This window comes from Rhizobium sp. 18055, from assembly GCF_902706285.1.
Taxonomy (GTDB): Bacteria; Pseudomonadota; Alphaproteobacteria; order Rhizobiales; family Rhizobiaceae; genus Rhizobium.
In genome coordinates this window covers 228,237-250,855 of record NZ_CACSKD010000005.1, presented here as the reverse complement: position 1 = coordinate 250,855, position 22,619 = coordinate 228,237, and the positions used below count along the sequence as shown (strand labels likewise).

Genomic DNA, 22,619 nt, shown 5'->3' with positions numbered 1-22,619 from the left:
ATTTGATAGTTTTATTGAACAACACTAGGCTTGCTGCTGTGAAGGCGGCTTTTTTCGATGGTTCCCAAAAGGATTTTTTATGGCAGAGCGGCCGATCGACCTGGGCTGGATGCGCATCTTCGCCGAGATCGGCAGGATGGGCAGCCTGTCGTCCGCAGCCGCTTCGCTGGGTCTCACCCAGCCGGCCGTCAGCTACCAGATCCGCAGGCTCGAGGAGCAGATCGGCGTCACCCTCCTGACCCGCAAGCACCGCGGCGTCGAACTGACCGCCGAGGGCCAGCGGCTGTTCGATATCGTCGCCCGCAGCGTCGATGACATCGACCAAGTGACACGCCGCCTGCGCAGCGAGGTCGAGCGCCCATCGATCCGGCTGCACACCGATTACGCCTTCTCGTCGCTGTGGCTGATCCCGCGCATGCACGCCTTCCGGCTGCTCTATCCCGACATGGATATCCAGATCATCGCCACCCAGCGGATGGAGCGTGACCGTTCGGGCGAGGGCGACGTGTCGGTGGTTTTCGGCAGCCGCGCCGATTTCGGCCGCGATGCCAGGCTGCTGCTGCCGGAAAAGGTGGCGCCGGTCTGCAGCCCCGGCTTTCTCGAGCGCAACGGCCCGTTCGCGGCGCCCGCCGATCTCGCCCGCAGCCGTCTCGTTCACCTCGATACCGCGGCTCCATCGCCGTGGTTCGATTGGCGCAGCTATTTTTCGGAGTTCGGCGTCGGCCGTGAAGCCTATGCCGGGCAGGGGGATCTGAGCTTCAACACCTATTCGCTGGTGGTGCAGGCAGCGCTTGGCGAGCAGGGACTGGCGCTCGGCTGGATGGGGTTGGTCGACACGCTGCTTGCGACCGGCATCCTCTCGGTTGCCGGCCCGATGATCGAGGCGCCCGACCGCGGCTACTGGCTGCTGCAGCCGAAAAGCCGCACGCCGCAAAGCGAGCAGCTCTCCGCCTGGATGCTGGCGGAAGCCGGCGTCTGATCTTTTTGGCTCAGGCCGCCAGATCCTGCAGGAAGTCGTCGCACCAACGCGAGACGTCGTGGACGAGCAGATAATCCATCATCCGCTGCCAGCGCTCCTTGCGCTCTTCCAGCGGCATGTTCAGCGCCCGCGCCAGCGTATTGGCCGTTCCCTCGATGTCATAGGGATTGACCAGCAGCGCCCCCTTCAGCTCGCGGGCGGCACCGGCAAAACGTGAGAGAACCAGCACGCCCGGATCGTCGGGGTCCTGCGCGGCGACATATTCCTTGGCCACAAGGTTCATGCCATCGCGAAGGGGGGTCACCAGCCCGACCTTGGCCAGACGATAGAGACCGGCAAGGATCGGCCGGCTCAGCGAGCGGTTGATATAGCGGATCGGCACCCAATCGACGGTGCCGAGCGCGCCGTTGACGCGGCCGGCCTGCTCGGCGACGGTGCGCTGCATCTGCTCGTATTCAGGCACTTCCGAGCGCGATTTCGGCGTCACCTGCAGATAGGTGACGCTGCGCTGATGGGCTGGGTTGTTGAGCACGAAGCGCTCGAAGGCGTCGATGCGCTGGGTGAGACCCTTGGAATAGTCGAGCCGATCGACGCCGATGATCAGGTCGCGGTCGAGAATGCTTTCCTTGGCCTTGGTCACCATCGCATGGCTGACCGCCTTGCGGGCAAACTTGGCGAATGCCGCCGTCTCGATGCCGATGCCATAGACGCCGCCCTTGAAAATCTTGTCGCCGGAGTTGAAACGCCCGTCGCCGAGCGCGTCGCCCATCTCCTCGCGGCGCAGGCAGCCGGCGAAATTCTCGAGATCGTGGTCCGTCTGGAAGCCGACCAGATCATAGGCGGCAAGCCCGCGCATGATCTCCTCATGCACCGGCATGCTGAACAGCACGTCGGCGGGCGGCCACGGGATATGGTGGAAGAAGCCGATCTTGTTCTTCACGCCCATCTGCCGCAGTTCGGCAGCCAGCGGGATCAGGTGATAATCGTGAATCCAGATGGTGTCGTCGGGCTCCAGCATCGGCGCCAGCCGATGCGCGAAGAAGCGGTTGACGCGGAAGTAGCCGGTCATTTCCTTGCGCCCGTATTCTGCCAGATCCAGACGATAGTGGCAGATCGGCCAGAGCACCCGGTTGGCAAAACCGAAATAATACTCCTCGACATCCTTCTCGGTGAGGTCGGTGAGCGCGTAGGTGATCTTGCCCTCTTCCTGAATGTGCAAAGGACCTGGCTCGGTCTCGCCGCTCGATTTGCCGGACCAGCCCATCCAGATGCCGCCGCGCTGCTGCAGCGCTGCCTGCAGCGCCACGGCAAGACCGCCGGCCGCCGCTGCACCACCCTTTTCGGGAACGGGGACACGGTTCGAAACAATCACAAGACGGCTCACGCAATATTCCTTTCAACAACGGCAGTACGCAAAAAATACAGATAACAGTGGGGCGCTGATCAGGCGGCGAGATGCGCGATCAGTTCCCGCAGGGCAACGGAAGTTGGCATCGTCAGTTGTGCGGCAGTGCCGGAAAGCGGCGCCCCGACCCGGATCGAATAGCCACCCAGCCGGTTGGCGACATGAAACATCGCCTCGTCGGTAATGTCGTCGCCGATCGCGATCGGCCGGCGGCCGACAAATGGCGCTTGCGACAGGAAGGTCTCGACCGCGTGGCCCTTGTCTGCGCTGGCAGGACGGATTTCCAGAACCATCTTGCCGCGCTGCAACGTCCAGTTTTCACCGGCTTTCGCCAGAAACGCTTCCATCAATGGTTCGAGCTCCACCTGGCGCTTCGGTGCCAGCCGGTAGTGGGCGGCAACCGCGGCACCCTTGTCCTCGATCAGCACGCCGGCGAAACCTTCGGTCGCCTTGCGAAGGTCGGTCTTCAGCTTTTCGAATGGGACGGTCGTCTTCGCCTTGATGATCCCGCCATCCGGCCGGCGCAGCTCTGCACCATGGAGACCGGCGATCGGAAACTGGTAGGGAGCAAACAGCTGGTCGGCATAGCCGAGCGCCCGGCCGGTCACCAGTGCCACGGCGCCGTCGAGTTTGCGCGATAGCGCATCGAGTTGCTGCGGCAGCGCCGGCGGGACCATGATCCCGTCGGGCGTATCGGCAAGATCGAGCAGCGTGCCGTCGATATCGAGGAACAGTGCGCACTCGGCGGCTGAGGACCGGAGCAGGTTGAACAGGAAAGATGTCCCTGAGGCCTGCTGCGGCTTCGGGGATCTGGATGGCTGCGTTTGATAGGACATGTGGTCTAAATATGGCAGAAAACCCATCCGGCAACCCCAAAACGTCATCCGGCAGAGTCCGGTGGGAGCTGAAAGCGTGGCGTCCCGCTGCTCAATCCGCTGGCGTTGCTGGTGGGTGGGCCGCGTAGAACGTCTTTGCATCGCGGGTGAAAAGGGCGCCCTGGTCGGCCCTGGTATAGAACATATGGCCGCCCTGATAGACGTTCAAGCCGACCCGGCCACCGGCAAGCGATGCCGGCAGGTGATCGACCACATAGCGGCTGACGCCATACGGCGTGACGAGGTCGCTGTAGCCATGCGCGATCAGCAATCGAAAGCTCGGCGTTGCCGCCAGCAGCTCTCTGATATCGTCGGTAACGCTGGCCTGCAGTCGCGATCCGGCCTGGCGCCCGCCCCATTCCCATTGCCTGTTCACATCGCTGTCGAGCAGCGTGTAGGTCATCTCGGTCCTGAAGCCGAGCTCGTTGCGGGCGTAATCGGCAAAGGCGCCGCCATAGGCCCGGGTGAAGCCATCGAGAATGGCATCGTCACCGCGCGCGGTATTGCTCTCCGGATAAGCGTCAGGGGTGGTGAAGGCGGCGTCGTAAGGGCTGGCGACCAGACCGTCACCCTTGCCCACCTGCTTGGCAAAGGCATTGCCGAGAAAGCCGCGGTTCTGTTTCACCACGTCCTCGCTGATGCCTGTCATCGCCGCCAGCCTGGAGTAGAACGCCTTGGCCGCATCGCCCGTGGGCGCAGCTCCCGCCAGTGTCGTCAGATAGTCACCAAGCGCGAAACGCTCTGCCTCACGCTGCTTCGTCTCGTCAAACGCCTTCTGCCGGTCCATCTCGGCGGCGGCAAGCGACGGCAGCTCCAGCGCCGCACCCAGCGCAAACTCGTCCGCCCCGAACATCAGCTGCCCCTCGATCAGCGGCGACAGCATGATGGCACCGGAAACGATGATCCCCTGGCTGTCCTTCAGCGCGCTGGCCACCTTGGCCGCGCGAAAACCGCCATAGCTCTCGCCGAGCAGATATTTCGGAGAACCGGCGCGATTGTTGTGCGCCACGTAAAGTGCAATCGCCTTGGCGATGCTCTCTGCGTCCGAGTTCACATTGTAATATTTGGCCGCATCATCGGCCTTTACGGTCCGGCTCCAGCCGGTGCCGATCGGGTCGATCAGCACGAGGTCGGTGAAATCGAGCCAGCTATGCGGATTGTCGATCAGCTTGGCGCCGGCCCCATCATCGCCCTTCGGCCCGAAATCGACGATCCTTGGCCCGACGAGGCCGAGATGCAGAAAAGCCGATGCCGCACCCGGGCCGCCGTTGAATGCAAAGGTCAGCGGCCGGCCCGTCCCGCCGTCCTTCTTCACATAGGCCGTGTAGAAGATCGCCGCCGTCTGCGCACCATCCTGGCCGAACATGGCAAGCGTTCCGGCGGTCGCGGTGTAGGCGATCTTGCGCCCGTCGATCGTCATCTCGTGCTCGGTCACCGAATCCGCCGGCAGCAGTTTCAGCACCCCTTCGCGCTGGTTGACAGGGGCCCCGCCGCCGGAAGCAGCTGTTACGCCCCGAGTGGTCGCGCCGCTGTCGGCGGCTGGCGCGTTGCTCTGCGCATTCGACAGCGATGGGGTCAAGGCTGCGAGCAAGGCTGCAGTCAGGATGGCGGACCGAAAACGCACGACTGTTCCTCCGACAGAGTTCGTCATTTCGCTCAGCCTAGCATCAGCCGCTTGGCTGACGGTATCAAGAGATGGTGATAGCCGTCTTAGCTGGCCTTCTCGACGGTACGCGCATTCACATGCAGCGCCCGTCCGGCATTCCAGCCATTGATCGCGGCACCTGTTCCAATTGCGACGAACAGCACCGCGCACCAGGCGAAGCTGCCGGTCCAGCTGCGGATCAGCCCGACGATCAGCGGCCCGATTGCCGCAAGCAGATAGCCGACGCATTGCGCCATGCCGGAGAGATGCGCCGCCACATGCTGGTCGCGAGACCGCAGCACGATCGTCGTCATCGCCGCCGCAATCAGCCCGCCCTGTCCGACCCCCTGCAGCACGGCCCAGAACCACACGGTCGACAGCGGCGCAAACAGCAGCCCGAGCAGCGCCACGACCGCGATGCAGCAGAGAGCCGCGTTGATGACGCGCTGGTCCTTGCCACGCACCGCAATCTGCGGCGCAACGAGGCAGGACGCGGCCTGCACCATCACCGATACGGAGACGATGGCGCCGGCGGTGACGCCATCGAGACCGCGCTCGCGGAGGATCGGTACCAGCCAGCCGAAGATGCAATAGGCCAGCGCCGACTGCAGCCCCATGAACAGCGTCACCTGCCACGCCAGCCGATCCCGCCAGAGCCCCTCGACCGAAAAGCCGCTGCGCTTGACCTGGCTTTTCATCGACAGCACCTGCGGCAGCCAGATCAGCCCGACGATGAGGGCAGGCAGTGCCCAGACGGCCAGTGCCGCCGCCATCGAGCCGCCGAACGCCTTTTCCAGTGGCAGCGTAAAGCCCGCCGCCCCCGCGGCACCGGCGCAGAGCGCCATCGTGTAGAAACCGGTCATCAGCGCCGCACGATCGGCGAAGTCGCGCTTCACCAGGCCGGGCAGCAGGACATTGCCGACCGCGATACAGGCACCGGCCAGGGCCGAGCCGAAGAACAGCAGCGGAATGGAGGACAGGCCGCGCATCGCCGTGCCGAGCGCCAGAAGCAGCAGCACGCCAAGCAGTGCGCGCTCGGCACCGATACGCTGCGCAAGCTTCGGTGCCAGCGGCGAGAAGGCGCCGAGGCAGACCACGGGCAGCGTCGTCAGCAGGCTGGCGCCCAGCGCCGAGAGCCCCAGTTCACTGCGGATTTCCGGCAGCAGCGCCGAGGCGCTCGAAAACAGCGGCCGCAGGTTGAAGGCGATCAGCACCAGGCTGACGCCGAGCACGATCCGCCCCACGGCGCTCTTGCCCGATGGTGGCTGCGGCTGCGGCACGCTGTCGGCTTCGGCGTCTATCAACTGTTCGTCGGCCCGGTCGTAGATATGCGCGGCGTCTTGCAAAGGCGAAGTCATGAAAGGATCATCCGGTCGAGGGCTGTGATAACGGGGGCCATGAAGCGGCGCACCGCGGCATCGGCTGTTTCGGGGTTGCCGGTGGCAATGGCGTCGATGATATCGGCATGCGCCTGCATGTCGGGCTCGGGAATATCCTCCCCAAGCGTCGCCTCGATCGTCTCGGCGATCGAGGCGGAGAAGAAGTCGTAGATCTCGATCATCGCCCGGTTGCCGGAAGCGGCAATGACCGCCTTGTGAAAGGCAAGGTCGCGGCTGATGAAGGCAGCCTTGTCGCCGCCCGCGAAATTGCCGCGCTCGGCAAGCAGCGTGCGCAATGTCACAAGCGCCTGCGGGGCATGGCGGATGGCCGCCAGCCGCGCCGCCTCGACATCGAGCGCACAGCGCGCTTCGAACAGATCGCGTAAGCCCGCCCGCCGCGCCATGGTCAACGGCAGTGCGGCATCGGTGGTCGACAGCACATAGGTTCCGGATCCCTGCCGGGTTTCCAGCAGCCCCTGGGACGCGAGCACGCGCACCGCCTCGCGAACGGTGCCGCGGCTGACCGACAGCATTGCGGAAAGCGTCGCCTCGTTCGGCAGCTTGTCGCCGACCGCCCAGCGCTTGGCAAGGATATCGGCACGAATCGCCTCAGCAGCGGTCTCCGCAAGATTGGTTTTGGAAAGGGGCTGCATCACTATCTCATAAAGTCATCAGATGACTTTATGATTATTCTGCAAACTGCGTTTCGTCAATCGATGGGCCGAACGCAAACGGCCACAAAAGGAAAAGGGCCGCACGAAGCGACCCTTTCCATGAGTTTTGGCCTGTAATTCGGCCGGACCGCTTTGGCGATCCCAGGAAGGCGGGTTTCAGAGCGAGGGCTGCCTCGCCTTCATCACCACTTCCATGCCCGTTACGAGGTCCGAAATCTCATTAGACATTGGATCACCTTCCTTTCGTTCTGTTGTCGATGAGTAAAAGGTATGACGATTCGCACGAGATGCAAGATCGAATCGTCAAATTCTGGAAATTGCAACCTTTGGGTGATAATCGTTCTGTCGTGAGTGGCAAAGCAGCGTCCGTCGCGCCAGCCGACGGGATCGGGGAAGATGGGCAATTCCGACCGCGGCGATCGGCCTCGCCATCTCACAAGGAGGTGAGCTATGTGGTTTCCACTTAGCATCACGTTTAGGGTAAGAAAAACCCGGACCAGCTGGTTGCTGGAGGTCCGGGTCAATTTCTTCACCTAAGCAAGCGGGAGGCAGGCTGGAACCTGCCTCCTACTCCTGCAACATAGGCCATTCCGGCGTTTCTATCAAGGCTTGCTGCTCAGTGCGCGGCCTTGATGAACGTGCCGTTCTGCAACTCCCGCATGGCCTGATTGATTTCCTCACGGGAATTCATCACGATCGGCCCATGCCAGGCGACGGGCTCCTCGATCGGCTTGCCGGAGACCAGCAGGAAACGGATGCCCTGTTCGCCAGCCTGCACGGTTACCTCGTCGCCGCTGTCGAAAACCACGAGCGTGCGGTTGCCGGACATGTCGCGAATGTTCAACTCCTCGCCGTTGACTTCCTTCTCTACACGCACGCCGAGCGGCATCGACGCATCGCGGAAGGTGCCGGAGCCTGCAAAGATGTAAGCAAAGGCATTGCGGTAGGTATCGACAGGCAGCCGTTTCTTCTTGCCCGGCGGCACCGAGACGTCGAGATAGACAGGCTCCGCTGCGATGCCGTCCACCGGCCCCGCCTTGCCCCAGAAGTCACCACAGATGATCCGTACCGCGGTTCCGTCATCATCGATGACGACAGGAATGTCTGTCGATTTGACGTCCTGATAGCGCGGTGCCGTCATCTTCAACGACGATGGCAGGTTGGCCCACAGCTGGAAGCCATGCATTCGCCCGGCAAAATCGCCCTTCGGCATTTCCTGGTGCATGATGCCGCTGCCGGCCGTCATCCACTGGATATCGCCGGCGCCGAGCAGGCCGCGGTTACCCAGGCTGTCGCCATGCTCAACGGTACCGGCCAGCACATAGGTGATGGTCTCGATGCCGCGATGCGGATGCCAGGGGAAACCGCGACTGTACTCGGCCGGATTGTCATTGCGGAAATCGTCCATCATCAGGAACGGATCCGTCAGCGACGGATCGCCGAAACCGAAGACACGATGCAGCTTGACGCCCGCACCTTCCATGGTCGGCGTGGCAGTGCTGACATGCTTTACAGGGCGGATCGACATGGCATCCTCTCGAAGGTTTGACGTTGGATCGGACTATAGTCGCCCCGGCCCAACCCGCGAAGGTCGCCGCTGAAAACGCACTGTTCACAAAAGAAAATGCTGCATTGCGGAAATTGATTGCCGTCAATGTCGGAAAACGTCATCTTCGACTTGCAAGCCATGCCGGTGTTTAGTTCTTATTAACCATCGGATTCGACAATCATCATTGCGTTTCGGCAATTTCCCGCTTCGGGTAAGGCGGGTCGCGGAGTGGAAAGAGCATGTGTCGCTGGGCAGCCTATCGCGGAAAACCCCTCTACCTTGAGGAGCTTGTCTCTTCGCCTGCGCACTCGCTGATCGAACAATCCCATTGCGCCACCCGCGCCAAGACCGCGACCAATGGCGATGGCTTCGGCATTGCCTGGTATGGCGACCATCCCGAGCCCGGCCGCTACCGCGACACGCTTCCCGCCTGGTCGGATTGCAATCTGAAGAGCCTGGCGCGGCAGATCAGTTCGCCATTGTTCCTCGCCCATGTCCGCGCTGCCACCGGCGGCGGCACAAGGCGGGATAACTGTCATCCCTTCGTCTTCGGCAACTGGTCGTTCATGCACAACGGCCAGATATCAGGCTTCGAGCGCCTGCGCCGGTCGATGGAGGCAATGCTCGACGACGACCTGTTCAACGCCCGCGGCGGCACCACCGATTCCGAACTGATGTTCATGCTGGCCTTGCAGTTCGGCCTGCGCCAGACACCGATCTCGGCGATGGCCGAAATGATCCGCTTCATCGAGGGGCTGGCCGAAAACATCCTCGGCTCGGCGCTGATCCGCTATACCGCCGCTTTTTCCGATGGCAAGACACTCTATGCCATCCGCTATGCGACCGATCGCAAGGCACCGACGCTCTATGCATCCCCAGTTGGCAACGGCTATTGCCTGGTGTCCGAGCCGCTCAACGACGATGTCGATGCCTGGGCGGAAATTCCAGATGGCAGCGCCGTCACTCTGACCGACAGGGGTCTTGATATCACCCCGTTCCGCCCGATGCCGGTGGCGGCAAAGGCCGAACCGATGGTCATCTCTGCCTGAGACGTTCGGCAATCAGCGCCGCCAACTTCGTCGCGACATCCTCTTTTGTCATATCGGGCCACTGCTCGATGCCGGCACGGCTGACGATCTTCACCCGGTTGCGCGCGCCGCCCATGATCCCGGTTGCCGGCGAAACGTCGTTGGCGACGATCATGTCGGCGCCCTTGCGCTCCAGCTTTGCCCGGGCATTGTTGTCGACGTCCTGCGTCTCCGCCGCAAAGCCGATCACCAGCTTCGGCCGCATCGTGTGATGGCCGATGGTTTTCAGAATGTCGGGGTTTTCGGTCAGCGCCAGTGTCGGAATGGATTCGCCCGGGTGCTTCTTGATCTTCTGGTCCGAGGCAGACGCCACGCGCCAGTCGGCGACGGCGGCGACCATCACAGCGATATCGGCGGGAAGCGCTGTCAGTACCGCATCGCGCATCTCGTCGGCGCGCTCCACATGAATGGTCTTGACGCCTGCCGGATCGGCAATCGTCACCGGACCTGACACCAGCGTCACATCGGCACCGAGCCGCGCCAGCGCCGCGGCGATCGCGTGACCCTGCCGGCCGGACGAGCGGTTGGCGATGTAGCGCACCGGGTCGATCGGCTCATGCGTCGGCCCGGAGGTGACGATCGCCTTGCGGCCGGCCAGCGGCTTCGGGCTGGTGTCGAGCAAAGTTTCGGCCGCAGCCACGATCTCCAGCGGCTCCGCCATGCGGCCGACACCGGCCTCCCGGCTTTCCGCCATTTCGCCCGCCATCGGCCCGATGAAGTGAATGCCGTCGCTCTTGAGTGTTGCGACGTTCCGTCTCGTCGCGGCATGCGCCCACATGTGCGGGTTCATCGCCGGCGCGATCAGCACAGGCCGGTCGGTGGCCAAAAGCGCGGTCGAGGCAAGATCATCGGCAAGCCCGTTCGCCATCTTCGCCATCAGGTCGGCGGTCGCAGGTGCAATCAGCACGAGGTCGCAATCGCGGGCCAGCCGGATATGGCCGACATCCTGCTCGTCCTGCCGCGAAAACAGATCGGTGAACACGTGATCGGCGGCAAGCGCGCCGACGGCAAGCGGTGTGATGAACTGCTGCGCTCCCGCAGTCATCACCGGCCGCACCGAGGCGCCGCGCTCGCGCAGTCGGCGGATCAGGTCGAGGCTTTTATAGGCCGCGATGCCGCCCGAGATGATGAGGAGGATGCGTTTGCCGCTGAGAACCATGACGCCTGTCCGTCGTAGAATTGACTGCCTAAGACCCTAAGCCTTTGGCGGATAATAAGCAATCGGCGCCGATCAGTCCGGCTGCCTGTCAGGCGTGTTGCTGCTGCCGGACACGGCTGAAGATCGCGATAGCCATGCCGACGCCGGCCAGTTGCAGCAGCGATCCGCCGGCCTCGGCAACCGTCGGAAGACGCTGCTCGAACACGAAGCCGAAGATCAGGCCGAATACTGTCTCGGCGACGATCAGCTGTGCTGCCAGCGCCAGCGGCAGCCGCTTGGAGGCAATCATCCACAGAAGCGTTGCCAGCCAGGCGCCGGCCAGCCCCATGATCAGCGACCACAAGATGAAACGCAGCAACTCGATATCGGTGTAGACGATCTGCGTGTTCAGCGAGGTCAGAGGGATCAGCACGAGGCTGCCAAGCCCGGCGCCGATGCCCTGCAAACCGGTCCATTGCAGGATGTCAGGTGCTTCGTCGGACTGCATGATGGCGGTGCTCGCCAGCCCGTAGATCACCCAGAGCACCAGCCCGATGGCGGCCGACGCAATGCCGTAGACGATCATTGCCCGGTCGCCGACGGGCGTCGAGGCAAAGACCGCGACATTCACCCAGGCGATCCCGATGGCGATCAGCACCAGCGGCAGAGCCAGCAGCCGCCACGACACCGACCGGTCGCGAAAATTGGCGATCAGCGCCAGGATCACAGGCATCGTGCCGATCACCAGCGGCGGAATGGCAGCACCGGAAAACCGCACGGCATAGGCCACGCTGATGAAATAGCCGACATAGCCGACGCCGCCGAGAAGCAGCGCCGTGATCACAGGGCGCAGCGCGATGCCACGCGGCCGGAACCGCGGATGGATCATCAACACAATGCTCGTCAGGGCAAACAGGCCGTAGCGGGTGACTGTCAGGTCGAGCGTCGTGAATGGCGCGATGGCGCGCGGCACGACGAAGGTCAGGCCCCACAGGGCGCAGGTGGCAATGCCGCAGAGGACACCGAACAGCATGGAGGTCTCCAGAACGGCAAGCCGCTCGACATGGAAGGGAATGGGGATGACCGAACAGGCCACAATTCCCACTATGGGGTAACGTCCGGCCAATCAAGCGTCCGGCTGCGACATGCCGCGGGTGGCAAGGGAACAGGCTTGGTGCGGTAGAAGACGCGCACCGACTATTTTGATCAGAAGTTGAGGTGGCCAAAGGTCGCATCTCCCGCTGTCTGCTTCCTAAGTCCATGACGGAATTGGGATAATCCGCCATGAGCGCAGATGCTTGCAGGCGTGACATTCGACATGCCCTATGGCATGCAGCTCACATGGGGATGATCAGAACCATATTGCGGGACAGGGTATCGACGAGCGCCATCACGCTGCTCGTCGCTTGCCTGTTGATGATCCAAGGTCTGCTCTCCGGCCAGGCGCAGGGCGCCATGGCTGTCATGGCCGTCGATCCCCTGCACTCGATCTGTTCGACGGCAGGAGAAATCTCCGCAGCGCAGGCCGAAAGTGACGACCATTCACACGGGTCCTCGCATGGCAAGGCCGCCGATTGCCCCTGCGGCACTCTCTGCCGCCTCGCGTCCCACGCAATGCCGGCAATTCTCGGCGCGGATGATAGCGTCGCCTACACCGCCGTCGAGACGGCCATCACAACTGCCTTCGCTCTCGAAACATCATTCACGCCGACACTGCGCGGCCGGATCGCCCAACCGCGCGCACCACCTTCGATCTCCTGACGTCTGATTGCCTGCGCGCGCTTGCGCCGGCCCCATTCTTTCATCGTTAGGAGACACTCATGTCCGATATGACCATCGGTCGGGAGAGCACCGGCGCTGCCGTGCGTTCCGCATCCGATTTTTACCGCGCCGTCTGGCGCTGGCATTTTTACGCCGGCCTGCTGGTCCTGCCCTTCCTGCTGTCGCTCGCCGTCACCGGCGCGCTCTATCTGTTCCGCGACGAGATCGACAATCTCGTCCATGCCGACCTGAAGCGGGTCGTCGCGTCGCAAACGGCAGCCGCGGTTTCGCCGTCCACGATGGTATCCGCAGCCCTTGCCGCATATCCGGGAACGGCCATCAAGTTCACCGATCCGTCGGATCCGCGGATGTCGGCGGAGATCACCATCAACACCGAAAGCCAGGGCAAGCTCGCCGTCTATGTCGATCCCTACACAGGCAAGGTTCTCGGATCGTTGCCGGATCGCGGCACCATCATGTGGACGGTGCGCTACATCCACAGCCTGAAATATTTCGGCTCCTTCGCCCGCTCGCTGATCGAGATTTCGGCCGGCTGGTCGATCCTGCTTGTCGGCACCGGCATCTATCTCTGGTGGCCGCGCAAGCAGACCGGCGGCGTGCTCAGCATCCGCGGCACGCCCAAACGTCGCGTCTTCTGGCGCGATACCCACGCCGTCACCGGCATCTTCGTCGGCGGCTTCATCGTCTTCCTAGCGGTCACCGGCATGCCCTGGTCGGGCGTCTGGGGCGCCAAGGTCAACGAGTGGGCCAATGGCAACAACTTCGGCTACCCCGCCGGCGTCCGCGTCGCGGTGCCCATGTCCGACGAGCATATCGACCACGTCGCCAAGACCACATGGTCGCTGGAGCAGGCGCAAATCCCGCAGTCACACGTTTCGCAGTCGCCGGAGCACCTGCATGGCGGAACTCTGATCGGCCTCGATCAGGCCGTCGCCACCTTCAACCAGCTCGGCCTGCACCACGGCTATGCGGTCAACATCCCTGTCGATGCGATGGGCGTCTACACCGGCTCCGTCTATCCCGATGATCTGCAGCAGCAGCGCGTCGTGCATCTGGATCAATATACCGGCAAGCCGCTGATCGACATGAGCTATGCCGATTACGGTCCGCTCGGCAAGGCGCTGGAATGGAGCGTCAACGTCCACATGGGCCAGGAATTCGGGCTGGCCAATCAGCTGGTACTGCTCGTCGTCTGCATGGCGATTGTCCTGCTCGTTGTCTCGGCTGGCGTCATGTGGTGGAAGCGGCGTCCCAAGGGATCGCTCGGCGTGCCGCCGATGCCTTCGGACAGGCGGGTGTTCCGCGGCCTGATCGCCATCCTCGTCATTGGCGGCATCATCTTCCCGCTGGTCGGCCTGTCGCTGGTGATCATGCTGGTACTGGACTGGATCTATATCAGGACCATGACACGGCGATCGGTCTGACGCCGACAGGAGGCATCCGCGAGGGATGCCTCCTGTCTCTTCTACGGGGTGCAGATGAAACCTGCACCTCAGAGATTGCTCATCCCGCCATCGATGACCAACTCGCTGCCGACGATATAGGTCGCCTCGTCGGAGGCGAGAAAGATGACGGTCTTGGCGACTTCGGCGGCGTCGCCGAACCGGCCGACCGGAATCTGCGACTGGATATGCGCGGTCATCGCCTTCGCATCCGCTTCCGAAGCGCCGAGCTTGCTGTAGAGCGGCGTGGCGATCGGGCCGGGGCTGACGGCATTGACGCGGATGCCGCGGCCGATGAGTTCGCCGGACAGCGTCTTGGCCATGGTGAGCAATGCGCCCTTGGTCAGCGAATAGACGCTGGAGTTCGGCATGCCGATATGGGCATTGATCGACGTGTTGAGCACGATGGCAGCCTGCTTCGAAAAGATCGGCAGCAGCGCCTGGATCAGGAAGAACGGCCCCTTCACATTGATCGCGATCGACTTGTCGAATGCCGCCTCTGTCCACTGTTCCAGCGGGCCGAACTCCGCCACGCCGGCGTTGACGAACAGAATGTCGAGATGGCCGAAGGCGTCCTTGATAGCGCTGGCGACGATCTGCTGGCCGGCCGCATTGCCGGCATCGGCCTGGATCACCAGTGCCTTGTCGCCAAGCTCGGAGCGGGCGGCCTCGACGCTTCCGGCGCTGCTGCCGGTGATGGCGACGCGGGCACCTTCGGCGATGAACTGCCGGGCGGTTTCAAGCCCGATGCCGCTGGTGCCGCCGGTGATGAGGGCTGTCTTGTTGCTGAGGCGTGACATTGACGTTGGTCCTTGCTGTGCGGGCGTCTTGCCCGGTGATATTGCTTAAGGCGGCTGTTGGATAGGATGCCTTGCGGCCGGTTCCCGATCACCCTCGTCAAAAGGAGAGGGTGATCTCAAACATGCTCAGGTGCGGGTGATCGAGGCGCCGCCATCGACCAGCGACGCCGTGCCGGTGACGAAGCTTGAATCGTCCGAAGCGAAATAGAGCACCGAGCGGGCCAGTTCATCCGGCGTGGCAACGCGCTTCAGCGCATGCAGGTTGGTGATGAAGCCCTGCTTGTCAGGCGTGTCGTTCATCTCGCGATACATGTCGGTATCGACAGCACCCGGCAGCACGGAGTTGACGCGCACGTTCTTCGAACCGAATTCGGCGGCCAGTGCCTGCGTCAAGCCGATCAGGCCGGACTTGCTGGCGGCATAGGCGGCAACGCCCGGGAAGGCGAAGCTGTAGCCGACGAAGGTCGAGGTGAAGATCACCGAGCCGCCGCCATTCTTCTCCATCTGGCCGATCTGGTGCTTGGCGGCCAGGAACGACGCCGTCAGGTTGATCGTCAACGCTTCGGCAAAGCCGGCTTCCGACACGCCGGTGCTGGGACCGGCCTCGCCGAGAATGCCAGCATTGTTGAAGGCGATGTCGAGCTTGCCGTAACGCTCGACGGCCGTGGCGACCAGTGCCTTGTGATAGTCTTCCGAGCGAACGTCGCCGGCAACGGCAACCGCGTCTCCACCGGCAGCCTTGATCTCTTCGACCAGGCTGTCGAGTTCGGCCTGGCGGCGGGCGCCGACCACCACCTTTGCGCCTTCGGCAGCAAACAGCTTGGCCGTTGCGCGGCCGATGCCGGCGCTGGCGCCGGTGATGATGGCGACTTTTCCATTCAAGCGGGTCATTCTTCCATCTCCGTTTTGGGTTGGGGTGGCGTCTGCCGCCCCGTTCGATGAGTGGAAGATGGCATTTTCCTTTCGTTCGGATTAGTCTCCAGATAGCGGAACTCGAATTCGGAAATACCGAACGATGATCAGGATTGAGGGCATAACGGCATTCGTCACGGTGGTGGCCTCAGGCTCCGTCAGCGAGGCCGCGCGGCGGCTGCGGCTGTCGAAGTCGGTGGTCAGCGAGCGGCTGGCCGAACTGGAGAAATCGCTGGGCGGCATATTGCTGCATCGCACCACGCGAAAGCTGACGCTGACCGAGGACGGCACCGCCTTCCTGCAGCGCGCCAGCCACATCATCCAGGAGATCGAGGATGCCGCAGCCGAGATGGCCGAGCGCCGTGGCTCGCTCTCCGGCCCGCTGCGGATCGCTGCCCCGGTCACCTTCGGACGCATGCATCTCGGCCCGGCTCTCTATCCGTTCCTGGCCGAGCATCCGGAGATCAAGCTGGTACTCGATATCGATGATCGCCGCGTCGATGTCTCCTCGGAAGGTTATGACGCGGTCGTGCGCAACGGCCCGATCGTCGATTCCCGGCTTGTCGTGTGGAAGCTCAGCCGCAGCCGGCGCATTCTGGTCGCCTCGCCGGAGTATCTCTCCCGCCATGGGCTGCCGGAGACACTGGCCGACCTCGATCACCACAAGGGGATCTTCTACACCAACCGCGGCGTCGCCGACTGGCGTTTCCAGACGCCGGATGGTGCGATCGTCGTCCGTGCCAGCCAGGTGCTGGGCATGAACAATGGCGACATGATCCGCGATGCCGCGGTCGCCGGTCTCGGCATCGCCCTGTTGCCCGCCTTCATCGCCGGCCCGGCCATCAGTGCGGGGCAATTGGTGGAGATCGATGTCGGCCACAAGCCGGAAGCCGAGTTCATCTACATGGCTCATCCGGAAGGCCGCAATCCCTCCGCCAAGCTGCGCGCCGTCGCCGATCACCTCAGGAAAACGTTTGGCGATCCGCCATACTGGGATCCGGTGGGTTAGTCACACAAGGCTCATCAGATTGGCCGCAACCCGCGAGCGCTGCGCCTTCAGCATCGCCAGTCCCAACCGCGCCACCAGCGGCGGCCCTTCGATCGGCCGGTAGGCGACGCCATCGAGCTTTAGATGCGCGATCGAGCCGGGCACGATCGATACGCCAAGATCGGCGGCCACCAGATTGACCACCGACGGGATCTGCGGCGCCTCCTGTGTCACGACAAGCTCGAAGCCGGCATCCCGGCAGCCGCGGACGATATCGTCGTAGAGGCTGAGGCCGACCATGCGCGGAAACAGGATGAAGGGTTGCCCTGAAAGCGCCGAGACCGGCACCGTCTTGAACTTCGCCAGCGCGTGATGCGCCGGCAACGCGATCAGCATCGGCTCGTCCGCCAGCCGTTTCAGGATCACGTCCTTCGGATCTTCGAGCCCCGGCCGGATGAAGGCGACATCGATCTCCTGGCGCACCAGCTTGTCCATCAGCCCGTTGCTGTTCATCTCGCTCAGCGACAGGCTGACATCGGGCCATTGTCCGCGAAATCGCCGGATCGTGCCGCTGACCGCGGTGTTGAACGCCGAGGATGCGGTAAAGCCGAGCGCCAGCCGCCCGGTCTCGCCGCGGGTCGCGCGCTGCGCCGCAAGCTTCGCCTTCTCGGCGGCGGCAATCGCGGCCCGCCCCTCGGGCAGGAAAGCGCTGCCCGCCTCCGTCAGCTCGGCGCCATGCGGCACCCGGTGAAACAGCGCCGCGCCGATCTCGTTTTCGAGGTCGCGGATCTGCTGGCTGAGCGGCGGCTGGCCGATGCCGAGCTTTGCCGCAGCGCGCGTGAAATTCCGCTCTTCGGCCACGGCGAGGAAATAGCGGATATGGCGCAGCTCCATCGGTATCTCCAAAACCTATCAATAATGCCAGTTTCATATATTGGACAAATGATGATGGCTTGGCTAGATCAAAAGGCGTGAAAGGTTGGTACCCCAAATGCCACGCGCCGCAGACAAGCAGTCAGACGTTCTCGAAGCCCAGTCCCGTCCAAATCTACAGGTCGTCAGGACCTTAGCCGAACCGCCGGAAAAGCAGTTTCTGCTGCGCGGCACGCCGGCTTACAGGCGCGCCAGCATCGCGCTTTTCCTGTCGGGCTTCGCCACCTTCTCGCTGCTTTATTGCGTGCAGCCGCTGATGCCGATCTTCGCCGCCGATTTCGGCGTCAGCCCGGCCGAAAGCTCGCTGTCGCTGTCGCTCTCGACCGGCCTGCTTGCGCTGGCGATCTTCTGCGCCGCCGCAGTCTCCGAAAGTTTTCGCCGTCGCAGCCTGATGTTCTGCTCGCTGCTCGGCGCAGCCATCTGCACTATTGCCTGCGCGCTGGTGCCGAGCTGGCATGCGCTGCTGGTCATCCGCGCGCTCGAGGGATTGCTGCTCGGCGGCGTTCCTGCGGTCGCCATGGCCTACCTGTCGGAAGAAATCGATCCCCGCGGCCTCGGCGCCTCGATGGGCCTCTACATCGCCGGCAACGCCTTCGGCGGCATGGCCGGACGCGTCGTCACCGGCATGCTGGCGGAGTTCTTCTCGTGGCGTGTGGCGCTGGGTACCCTCGGTGCCATCGGTCTTGCCGCGGCCATCGGCTTCTTCCTGCTCTTGCCGCCATCGCGCAATTTCACCCCGCGCAAGGGTTTCAACGCCCGCTTCCACATCAGCGCCTGGGTCGGCCACATCAGAAGTCCGGCTTTGCCGCTGCTGTTTGCCATCGGCTTTCTCGCCATGGGCACCTTCGTCACCGTCTATAACTACATCGGCTTTCGCCTCGTCCAGGCGCCCTACAGCCTGAACCAGACCGAGCTCGGGCTGATCTTCACGGTCTACGTCTTCGGGATTGCCGCCTCGTGGATTGCCGGCCTGCTCGGCGATCGCTTCGGCCACTTCGTCGTCCTGCCCTCGGGTATCGCATTGTCGGCGATCGGCGTGGCGATGACCCTGTCGGCCTCGTTGCCATTGATCATCCTCGGCATCGTGCTGCTGACCTCGGGCTTCTTCGTCGCCCACTCGGTCGCCAGCGCCCTTGTCGGCCGTCTTGCCCGCGGCACCAAGGGTCATGCCTCGGCGCTATACCTGCTCTCCTACTACCTCGGCTCCAGCGTCGCCGGCTCCGTCGGCGGCTATTTCTGGGGCGTGGATGGCTGGAATGCGGTGGTGATGTTCACGCTGACGCTGCTGGCGCTCGCCATGATCGCAGCCCTTGCAGCAGCACGGCTGGCACGCCGCTGAGAGGCGATGCCCGTCTTCATCCGATGATGATCTGTCGAATGCGTCCATGACGCGAAAGCCTGATGGCCGCCTCTCGAGAAGGCGGCCGATCGGTCAGGTGACCACCCAGGCAATATAAAGCAGTGTCAGCGCAATCACCCAGAGCGCAAGGCGCCCGGAGCGGCTGTGGCGGGCTTCCGACTTGCCGATCGCTTCGGCCGTATCGGCATCGAAACGCAGCCCGTTTTCGCTCATCCGCAGCAGTTCGTGGTGGAATTTCTCGGTCTTTGCGGCAATCTCGGGGGCAGCCTCGGCCAGCTTCAACGCGGCCTTCAGCCCGTCCTTGATATCGGTGGCGATGCGCTTGGGCCCGAGATTGTTGCGGATCCAATCGCCAACGACAGGTTCCGACGCCTTCCACATGTTGAAGCGCGGATTGAGGATACGGGCGACGCCTTCGACGACGACCATCGTCTTCTGCAGCATCACCAGCTCCGGCCGCGCCGCCATGTCGAACAGTTCGGTGACCTCGAACAGCAGCGTCAGCAGCTTGCCCATCGAGATCGTCTCGGCCGGCTGGCCGTGGATCGGCTCGCCGATCGCCCGGATCGCCTGCGCAAAGCTCTCGACATTGTGGTGGCCGGGCACATAGCCGGCCTCGAAATGCACTTCCGCCACGCGGATGTAATCGCGGGTGATGAAGCCGTAGAGGATCTCGGCAAGGAAGCGCCGCTCCTTCTTTCCGAGCCTACCGACGATCCCCATGTCGACGGCAACGATCATCCCCTTGGCATCGACGAACAGATTGCCCGGATGCATGTCGGCATGGAAGAAGCCGTCGCGCAACGTATGGCGCAGGAACGACTGGATCAGCGTATCGGCCAGCGCGTTGAGATCATGGCCGGCGGCCCTGAGGCCTTCGACATCGGACATCTTGACGCCGTCGATCCACTCCATGGTGATGACGTCGCGGCCGGTGCGTTCCCAGTCGACGGTCGGCACCCGGAAGCCCGGATCATCCTGCGTGTTCTCGGCAATCTCCGACAGCGCTGCCGCTTCCAGCCGCAGGTCCATTTCGACCTTGGTGGTCTGCTCCAGCGTCTTCGTCACCTCGACCGGCTTCAGGCGCCGGCTGGAGGGCATGAAGCGCTCCTGCAGATGGGCAACGAGATACATTGCCTCGATATCGTGGGTGAAGCGCTGGCGCACGCCGGGGCGCACAACCTTCACGGCAACCTTCTTGCGTCCCTGCGGGGTGTTCACCTCGGCCGGATGCACCTGCGCGATCGAGGCAGCCGCAATCGGCGCGCCGAAGTTCACGTAGAGATCGTCGATCGGCCGACCGAGCGAGCCGGTGATGCTGGCCTTGGCCGCAGCCTCCGGAAAGAATGCCATCTGGTCCTGAAGCTGCGACAGGTCATCGGCAAACTCGACGCCCACGACATCGGGGCGCGTCGCCAGAAACTGGCCGATCTTCACATAGGATGGCCCCAGCCGCTCGACGGCCTTGGCCAGCCGGTCGCTGCGCTTCTGGGTCTTCGCACGCCGGCGTGCAAACATCCCGATAAAGGATTTGGCGGCGGCGACGGAGGGTGGAAGATCGTCCGAGGGCAGCGCCGAAACGACACCCTCGCGCACCAGGATCCAGCCAACGCGGCAGAGCTGGAAATATGCCGAAACAGTGCTCATGCGCCGACCGCCCTCATTCCTGTGCTTGTCACAGGAATCCAGCCAAGGCGCGTCTGCGCCGTGCATGAATCATGCAGCCAAAAGGAGTCTTTCGCACGCCCGGACGGGAGTACGCTGGCTTCCTCTGACGAGCACAGGAATGACGGAGAAATGATGAGCTTGCGCATTCCGGCTTAGAGCTTCCAGCCGGAGTGGAGGGCGGCAATGCCGCCGGTATAGTTGGTGAACGAGACGCGTGAAAAACCGGCACCGCGGATCATCGCTGCGAAGTTCTCCTGGTTGGGGAACTTGCGGATGGATTCGACCAGGTACTGGTAGGGCTCGGCATCGCCGGTGATCGCCTTGCCGAACTTCGGAATGGCATTGAACGACCATGTCTCGTAGACGCGGTCGAGCAGCGGCATCTCGACTTCGGAAAACTCCAGCACCAGCAGCCGGCCGCCGCGCTTCAGCACGCGATAGGCTTCGCTGAGCGCCACGTCGATGCGCGGCACGTTGCGGATGCCGAAGGCGATGGTGTAGGCGTCGAAGCTGTTGTTTTCGAAGGGCAGGTCTTCGGCATTGGCCTCGACGAAGGTCAGATTGTCGGAAAGCTTCTTCTTGGCGGCGCGCTCGGCGCCGACGCCGAGCATCGAGCCGTTGATGTCGAGCACCGTCGCGTGCGCCTGCCGGCCGGAAGCCTCGACGATCTTGAAGGCGATGTCGCCGGTGCCGCCGGCAACGTCGAGCACCTTGTAGCCGGGCTCCTTGCGCGGGTTCAGCGCCGCGATCATCGCATCCTTCCAGACCCGGTGCATGCCAACCGACATCACGTCGTTCATGATGTCGTAGCGCTTGGCGACCTTGTGGAAGACGTCGTTGACCAGAGCCTGCTTTTCACCGCCCGCGACTTCGCGGAAGCCGTAGGATGTTTCCATGCCGCCGTCGGCGGAGGTGCGGCTGTCTGACATCGAACTGCTCCATATCTCTTAAATCAACGCGGCGACCATAGCGAAAGCAGGCCGTCGGCGCTATCTGTTGGCCACGGTCCGATCCGCGACACCTTGGCGCTATAGCGCACATCGCGGACGGTTGAAACATGTTAGATATAGATGGGTTAAGATGCCGGAATTGCCAGAAGTCGAAACCGTCAAACGCGGCCTCGCACCGACCATGGAAGGCGCGCTGATCACCCGGCTCGAGCTGCGCCGAGAGAATTTGCGCTTCCCGTTTCCCGACGCGTTCGGCGAAAAAACATCGGGGCGCAGGATCATTTCGCTGGGTCGCCGCGCCAAATATCTGCTGATCGATCTCGACGACGGCAACACCATCATCTCCCATCTCGGCATGTCCGGCTCCTTTCGCATCGAGGCCGGACCGCTGTCCGAAACGCAGCTTTCAGAAACACCCGGCGAGTTCCACCATCCGCGATCCAAGGATGAGAAGCACGACCACGCCATCTTCCATCTGGAGGGGCCGTCGGGCATCAGCCGCGTCATCTATAATGACCCGCGCCGCTTCGGCTTCATGGACATGGCCGAGCGCACCGCCCTCGATATCAATCCCTTCCTCTATGGCCTCGGCCCGGAGCCGACGGGCAACACGCTGAGCGCCGCCTATCTGGCTGAGCGCTTCGTCGGCAAGGCGCAGCCACTGAAGAGCGCATTGCTCGACCAGAAGAACATTGCCGGCCTCGGCAACATCTATGTCTGCGAGGCGCTGTGGCGTTCGCACCTGAAGCCGACGCGCGCCGCAGCCACCCTAGTCACCAAGACGGGCAAAACGACCAGGCAGATGGAGCTTCTGGTCTCGTCCATTCGCGAGGTCATCGCCGACGCGATCCTCGCCGGCGGCTCGTCATTGCGCGATCATATCCAGACGGATGGTTCACTCGGCTATTTCCAGCACTCCTTCTCTGTCTATGACAGGCAAGGCCAGCCTTGCCGTACACCGGGTTGCGGCGGTACGGTCGCCCGCATCGTTCAGGCAGGGCGCTCCACCTTCTATTGCCCCATCTGCCAGGCCTGACATTCGAACGGGAGGA

General features: G+C 63.2%; 20 protein-coding genes. 7 read left to right on the top strand and 13 right to left on the bottom strand.

Going from position 1 to position 22,619, the window contains the following annotated elements; translation table 11 throughout:
* The first annotated feature begins 79 nt into the window (after positions 1-79).
* Positions 80-979, top strand: coding sequence for a LysR family transcriptional regulator (locus tag GVL52_RS11830; protein ID WP_160007198.1), 900 nt, complete (start codon positions 80-82; stop codon positions 977-979).
* Positions 980-989: 10 nt separating this feature from the next.
* Here GVL52_RS11830 and otsA read toward each other — a convergent pair whose 3' ends face one another.
* From otsA to GVL52_RS11800, 6 genes are all read right to left on the bottom strand, one after another.
* Positions 990-2,363, bottom strand: a complete 1,374-nt coding sequence (gene otsA, locus GVL52_RS11825) for an alpha,alpha-trehalose-phosphate synthase (UDP-forming) (protein WP_160007196.1) — start codon at positions 2,361-2,363, stop codon at positions 990-992.
* Between the two features lie 59 nt (positions 2,364-2,422).
* Complete coding sequence (gene otsB / locus GVL52_RS11820; RefSeq protein ID WP_160007194.1) at positions 2,423-3,220, bottom strand: trehalose-phosphatase; 798 nt, start codon at positions 3,218-3,220, stop codon at positions 2,423-2,425.
* A gap of 91 nt (positions 3,221-3,311) precedes the next feature.
* Positions 3,312-4,883 (bottom strand): S10 family peptidase, encoded by a 1,572-nt coding sequence (locus tag GVL52_RS11815; protein WP_160007192.1) that lies wholly within the window; start codon positions 4,881-4,883, stop codon positions 3,312-3,314.
* An 86-nt stretch (positions 4,884-4,969) separates the two neighbouring features.
* A complete protein-coding gene (locus GVL52_RS11810) occupies positions 4,970-6,262 on the bottom strand; it encodes an MFS transporter (protein ID WP_160007190.1) in 1,293 nt (430 codons plus the stop codon).
* Positions 6,259-6,936, bottom strand: coding sequence for a FadR/GntR family transcriptional regulator (locus GVL52_RS11805; protein WP_160007188.1), 678 nt, complete (start codon positions 6,934-6,936; stop codon positions 6,259-6,261). Before GVL52_RS11805 ends, GVL52_RS11810 begins: the two co-directional genes overlap by 4 nt.
* Before the next feature lie 637 nt (positions 6,937-7,573).
* On the bottom strand, positions 7,574-8,485 hold the full coding sequence (locus GVL52_RS11800) for a pirin family protein (RefSeq protein ID WP_160007186.1): 912 nt from the start codon (positions 8,483-8,485) through the stop codon (positions 7,574-7,576).
* Between the two features lie 260 nt (positions 8,486-8,745).
* On the opposite strand from GVL52_RS11800, the gene GVL52_RS11795 reads away from it, so the two are divergent.
* On the top strand, positions 8,746-9,555 hold the full coding sequence (locus GVL52_RS11795) for a class II glutamine amidotransferase (RefSeq protein WP_160007184.1): 810 nt from the start codon (positions 8,746-8,748) through the stop codon (positions 9,553-9,555).
* On the opposite strand, the gene coaBC is transcribed toward GVL52_RS11795, so the two are convergent.
* Together coaBC and GVL52_RS11785 are read right to left on the bottom strand one after the other, a co-directional pair.
* Entirely contained in the window at positions 9,542-10,753 is a 1,212-nt protein-coding gene (gene coaBC, locus GVL52_RS11790; protein ID WP_160007182.1) for a bifunctional phosphopantothenoylcysteine decarboxylase/phosphopantothenate--cysteine ligase CoaBC, read from the bottom strand. The genes GVL52_RS11795 and coaBC overlap by 14 nt on opposite strands.
* An 88-nt stretch (positions 10,754-10,841) precedes the next feature.
* A complete protein-coding gene (locus tag GVL52_RS11785; protein ID WP_244619153.1) occupies positions 10,842-11,858 on the bottom strand; it encodes a DMT family transporter in 1,017 nt (338 codons plus the stop codon).
* A 215-nt stretch (positions 11,859-12,073) separates the two neighbouring features.
* On the opposite strand from GVL52_RS11785, the gene GVL52_RS11780 reads away from it, so the two are divergent.
* Together GVL52_RS11780 and GVL52_RS11775 are read left to right on the top strand one after the other, a co-directional pair.
* Positions 12,074-12,493, top strand: coding sequence for a DUF2946 domain-containing protein (locus GVL52_RS11780; RefSeq protein ID WP_160007180.1), 420 nt, complete (start codon positions 12,074-12,076; stop codon positions 12,491-12,493).
* Between the two features lie 59 nt (positions 12,494-12,552).
* Positions 12,553-13,938 (top strand): PepSY domain-containing protein, encoded by a 1,386-nt coding sequence (locus GVL52_RS11775; RefSeq protein ID WP_160007178.1) that lies wholly within the window; start codon positions 12,553-12,555, stop codon positions 13,936-13,938.
* 68 nt (positions 13,939-14,006) lie between these two features.
* Here the strand turns inward: GVL52_RS11775 and GVL52_RS11770 are convergent, their stop codons facing one another.
* Both GVL52_RS11770 and GVL52_RS11765 read right to left on the bottom strand, forming a co-directional pair.
* The gene (locus tag GVL52_RS11770) at positions 14,007-14,756 is read right to left on the bottom strand and encodes an SDR family oxidoreductase (protein WP_160007176.1); all 750 of its coding nucleotides are present in this window, start codon (positions 14,754-14,756) and stop codon (positions 14,007-14,009) included.
* A 126-nt stretch (positions 14,757-14,882) separates the two neighbouring features.
* A complete protein-coding gene (locus GVL52_RS11765; RefSeq protein ID WP_160007174.1) occupies positions 14,883-15,647 on the bottom strand; it encodes an SDR family oxidoreductase in 765 nt (254 codons plus the stop codon).
* 124 nt (positions 15,648-15,771) lie between these two features.
* Between GVL52_RS11765 and GVL52_RS11760 the strand changes: the two genes are divergently transcribed.
* Positions 15,772-16,677, top strand: coding sequence for a LysR family transcriptional regulator (locus tag GVL52_RS11760; RefSeq protein WP_160007172.1), 906 nt, complete (start codon positions 15,772-15,774; stop codon positions 16,675-16,677).
* Here GVL52_RS11760 and GVL52_RS11755 read toward each other — a convergent pair whose 3' ends face one another.
* On the bottom strand, positions 16,678-17,550 hold the full coding sequence (locus tag GVL52_RS11755) for a LysR family transcriptional regulator (protein ID WP_160007170.1): 873 nt from the start codon (positions 17,548-17,550) through the stop codon (positions 16,678-16,680).
* A 97-nt stretch (positions 17,551-17,647) separates the two neighbouring features.
* Here GVL52_RS11755 and GVL52_RS11750 point away from each other — a divergent pair, with 97 nt between their 5' ends.
* Positions 17,648-18,928, top strand: coding sequence for an MFS transporter (locus tag GVL52_RS11750; RefSeq protein WP_160007168.1), 1,281 nt, complete (start codon positions 17,648-17,650; stop codon positions 18,926-18,928).
* 93 nt (positions 18,929-19,021) lie between these two features.
* Here the strand turns inward: GVL52_RS11750 and ubiB are convergent, their stop codons facing one another.
* Complete coding sequence (ubiB, locus tag GVL52_RS11745) at positions 19,022-20,596, bottom strand: 2-polyprenylphenol 6-hydroxylase (protein ID WP_160007166.1); 1,575 nt, start codon at positions 20,594-20,596, stop codon at positions 19,022-19,024.
* A gap of 173 nt (positions 20,597-20,769) precedes the next feature.
* Positions 20,770-21,546, bottom strand: coding sequence for a bifunctional demethylmenaquinone methyltransferase/2-methoxy-6-polyprenyl-1,4-benzoquinol methylase UbiE (gene ubiE, locus GVL52_RS11740; protein ID WP_160007164.1), 777 nt, complete (start codon positions 21,544-21,546; stop codon positions 20,770-20,772).
* Between the two features lie 151 nt (positions 21,547-21,697).
* On the opposite strand from ubiE, the gene mutM reads away from it, so the two are divergent.
* A complete protein-coding gene (gene mutM / locus GVL52_RS11735; RefSeq protein ID WP_160007162.1) occupies positions 21,698-22,603 on the top strand; it encodes a bifunctional DNA-formamidopyrimidine glycosylase/DNA-(apurinic or apyrimidinic site) lyase in 906 nt (301 codons plus the stop codon).
* The last annotated feature ends 16 nt before the right edge of the window (positions 22,604-22,619 follow it).

Bases quoted from the DNA above. Each gene is read 5' to 3' on its own strand.
- GVL52_RS11830 (WP_160007198.1), top strand. From the start codon at position 80: ATGGCAGAGCGGCCGATCGACCTGGGCTGGATGCGCATCTTCGCCGAG.
- otsB (WP_160007194.1), bottom strand. From the start codon at position 3,220: ATGTCCTATCAAACGCAGCCATCCAGATCCCCGAAGCCGCAGCAGGCC.
- GVL52_RS11810 (WP_160007190.1), bottom strand. From the start codon at position 6,262: ATGACTTCGCCTTTGCAAGACGCCGCGCATATCTACGACCGGGCCGAC.
- GVL52_RS11805 (WP_160007188.1), bottom strand. From the start codon at position 6,936: ATGCAGCCCCTTTCCAAAACCAATCTTGCGGAGACCGCTGCTGAGGCG.
- GVL52_RS11800 (WP_160007186.1), bottom strand. From the start codon at position 8,485: ATGTCGATCCGCCCTGTAAAGCATGTCAGCACTGCCACGCCGACCATG.
- GVL52_RS11795 (WP_160007184.1), top strand. From the start codon at position 8,746: ATGTGTCGCTGGGCAGCCTATCGCGGAAAACCCCTCTACCTTGAGGAG.
- coaBC (WP_160007182.1), bottom strand. From the start codon at position 10,753: ATGGTTCTCAGCGGCAAACGCATCCTCCTCATCATCTCGGGCGGCATC.
- GVL52_RS11780 (WP_160007180.1), top strand. From the start codon at position 12,074: ATGGGGATGATCAGAACCATATTGCGGGACAGGGTATCGACGAGCGCC.
- GVL52_RS11775 (WP_160007178.1), top strand. From the start codon at position 12,553: ATGTCCGATATGACCATCGGTCGGGAGAGCACCGGCGCTGCCGTGCGT.
- GVL52_RS11770 (WP_160007176.1), bottom strand. From the start codon at position 14,756: ATGTCACGCCTCAGCAACAAGACAGCCCTCATCACCGGCGGCACCAGC.
- GVL52_RS11765 (WP_160007174.1), bottom strand. From the start codon at position 15,647: ATGACCCGCTTGAATGGAAAAGTCGCCATCATCACCGGCGCCAGCGCC.
- GVL52_RS11760 (WP_160007172.1), top strand. From the start codon at position 15,772: ATGATCAGGATTGAGGGCATAACGGCATTCGTCACGGTGGTGGCCTCA.
- GVL52_RS11755 (WP_160007170.1), bottom strand. From the start codon at position 17,550: ATGGAGCTGCGCCATATCCGCTATTTCCTCGCCGTGGCCGAAGAGCGG.
- GVL52_RS11750 (WP_160007168.1), top strand. From the start codon at position 17,648: ATGCCACGCGCCGCAGACAAGCAGTCAGACGTTCTCGAAGCCCAGTCC.
- ubiB (WP_160007166.1), bottom strand. From the start codon at position 20,596: ATGAGCACTGTTTCGGCATATTTCCAGCTCTGCCGCGTTGGCTGGATC.
- ubiE (WP_160007164.1), bottom strand. From the start codon at position 21,546: ATGTCAGACAGCCGCACCTCCGCCGACGGCGGCATGGAAACATCCTAC.
- mutM (WP_160007162.1), top strand. From the start codon at position 21,698: ATGCCGGAATTGCCAGAAGTCGAAACCGTCAAACGCGGCCTCGCACCG.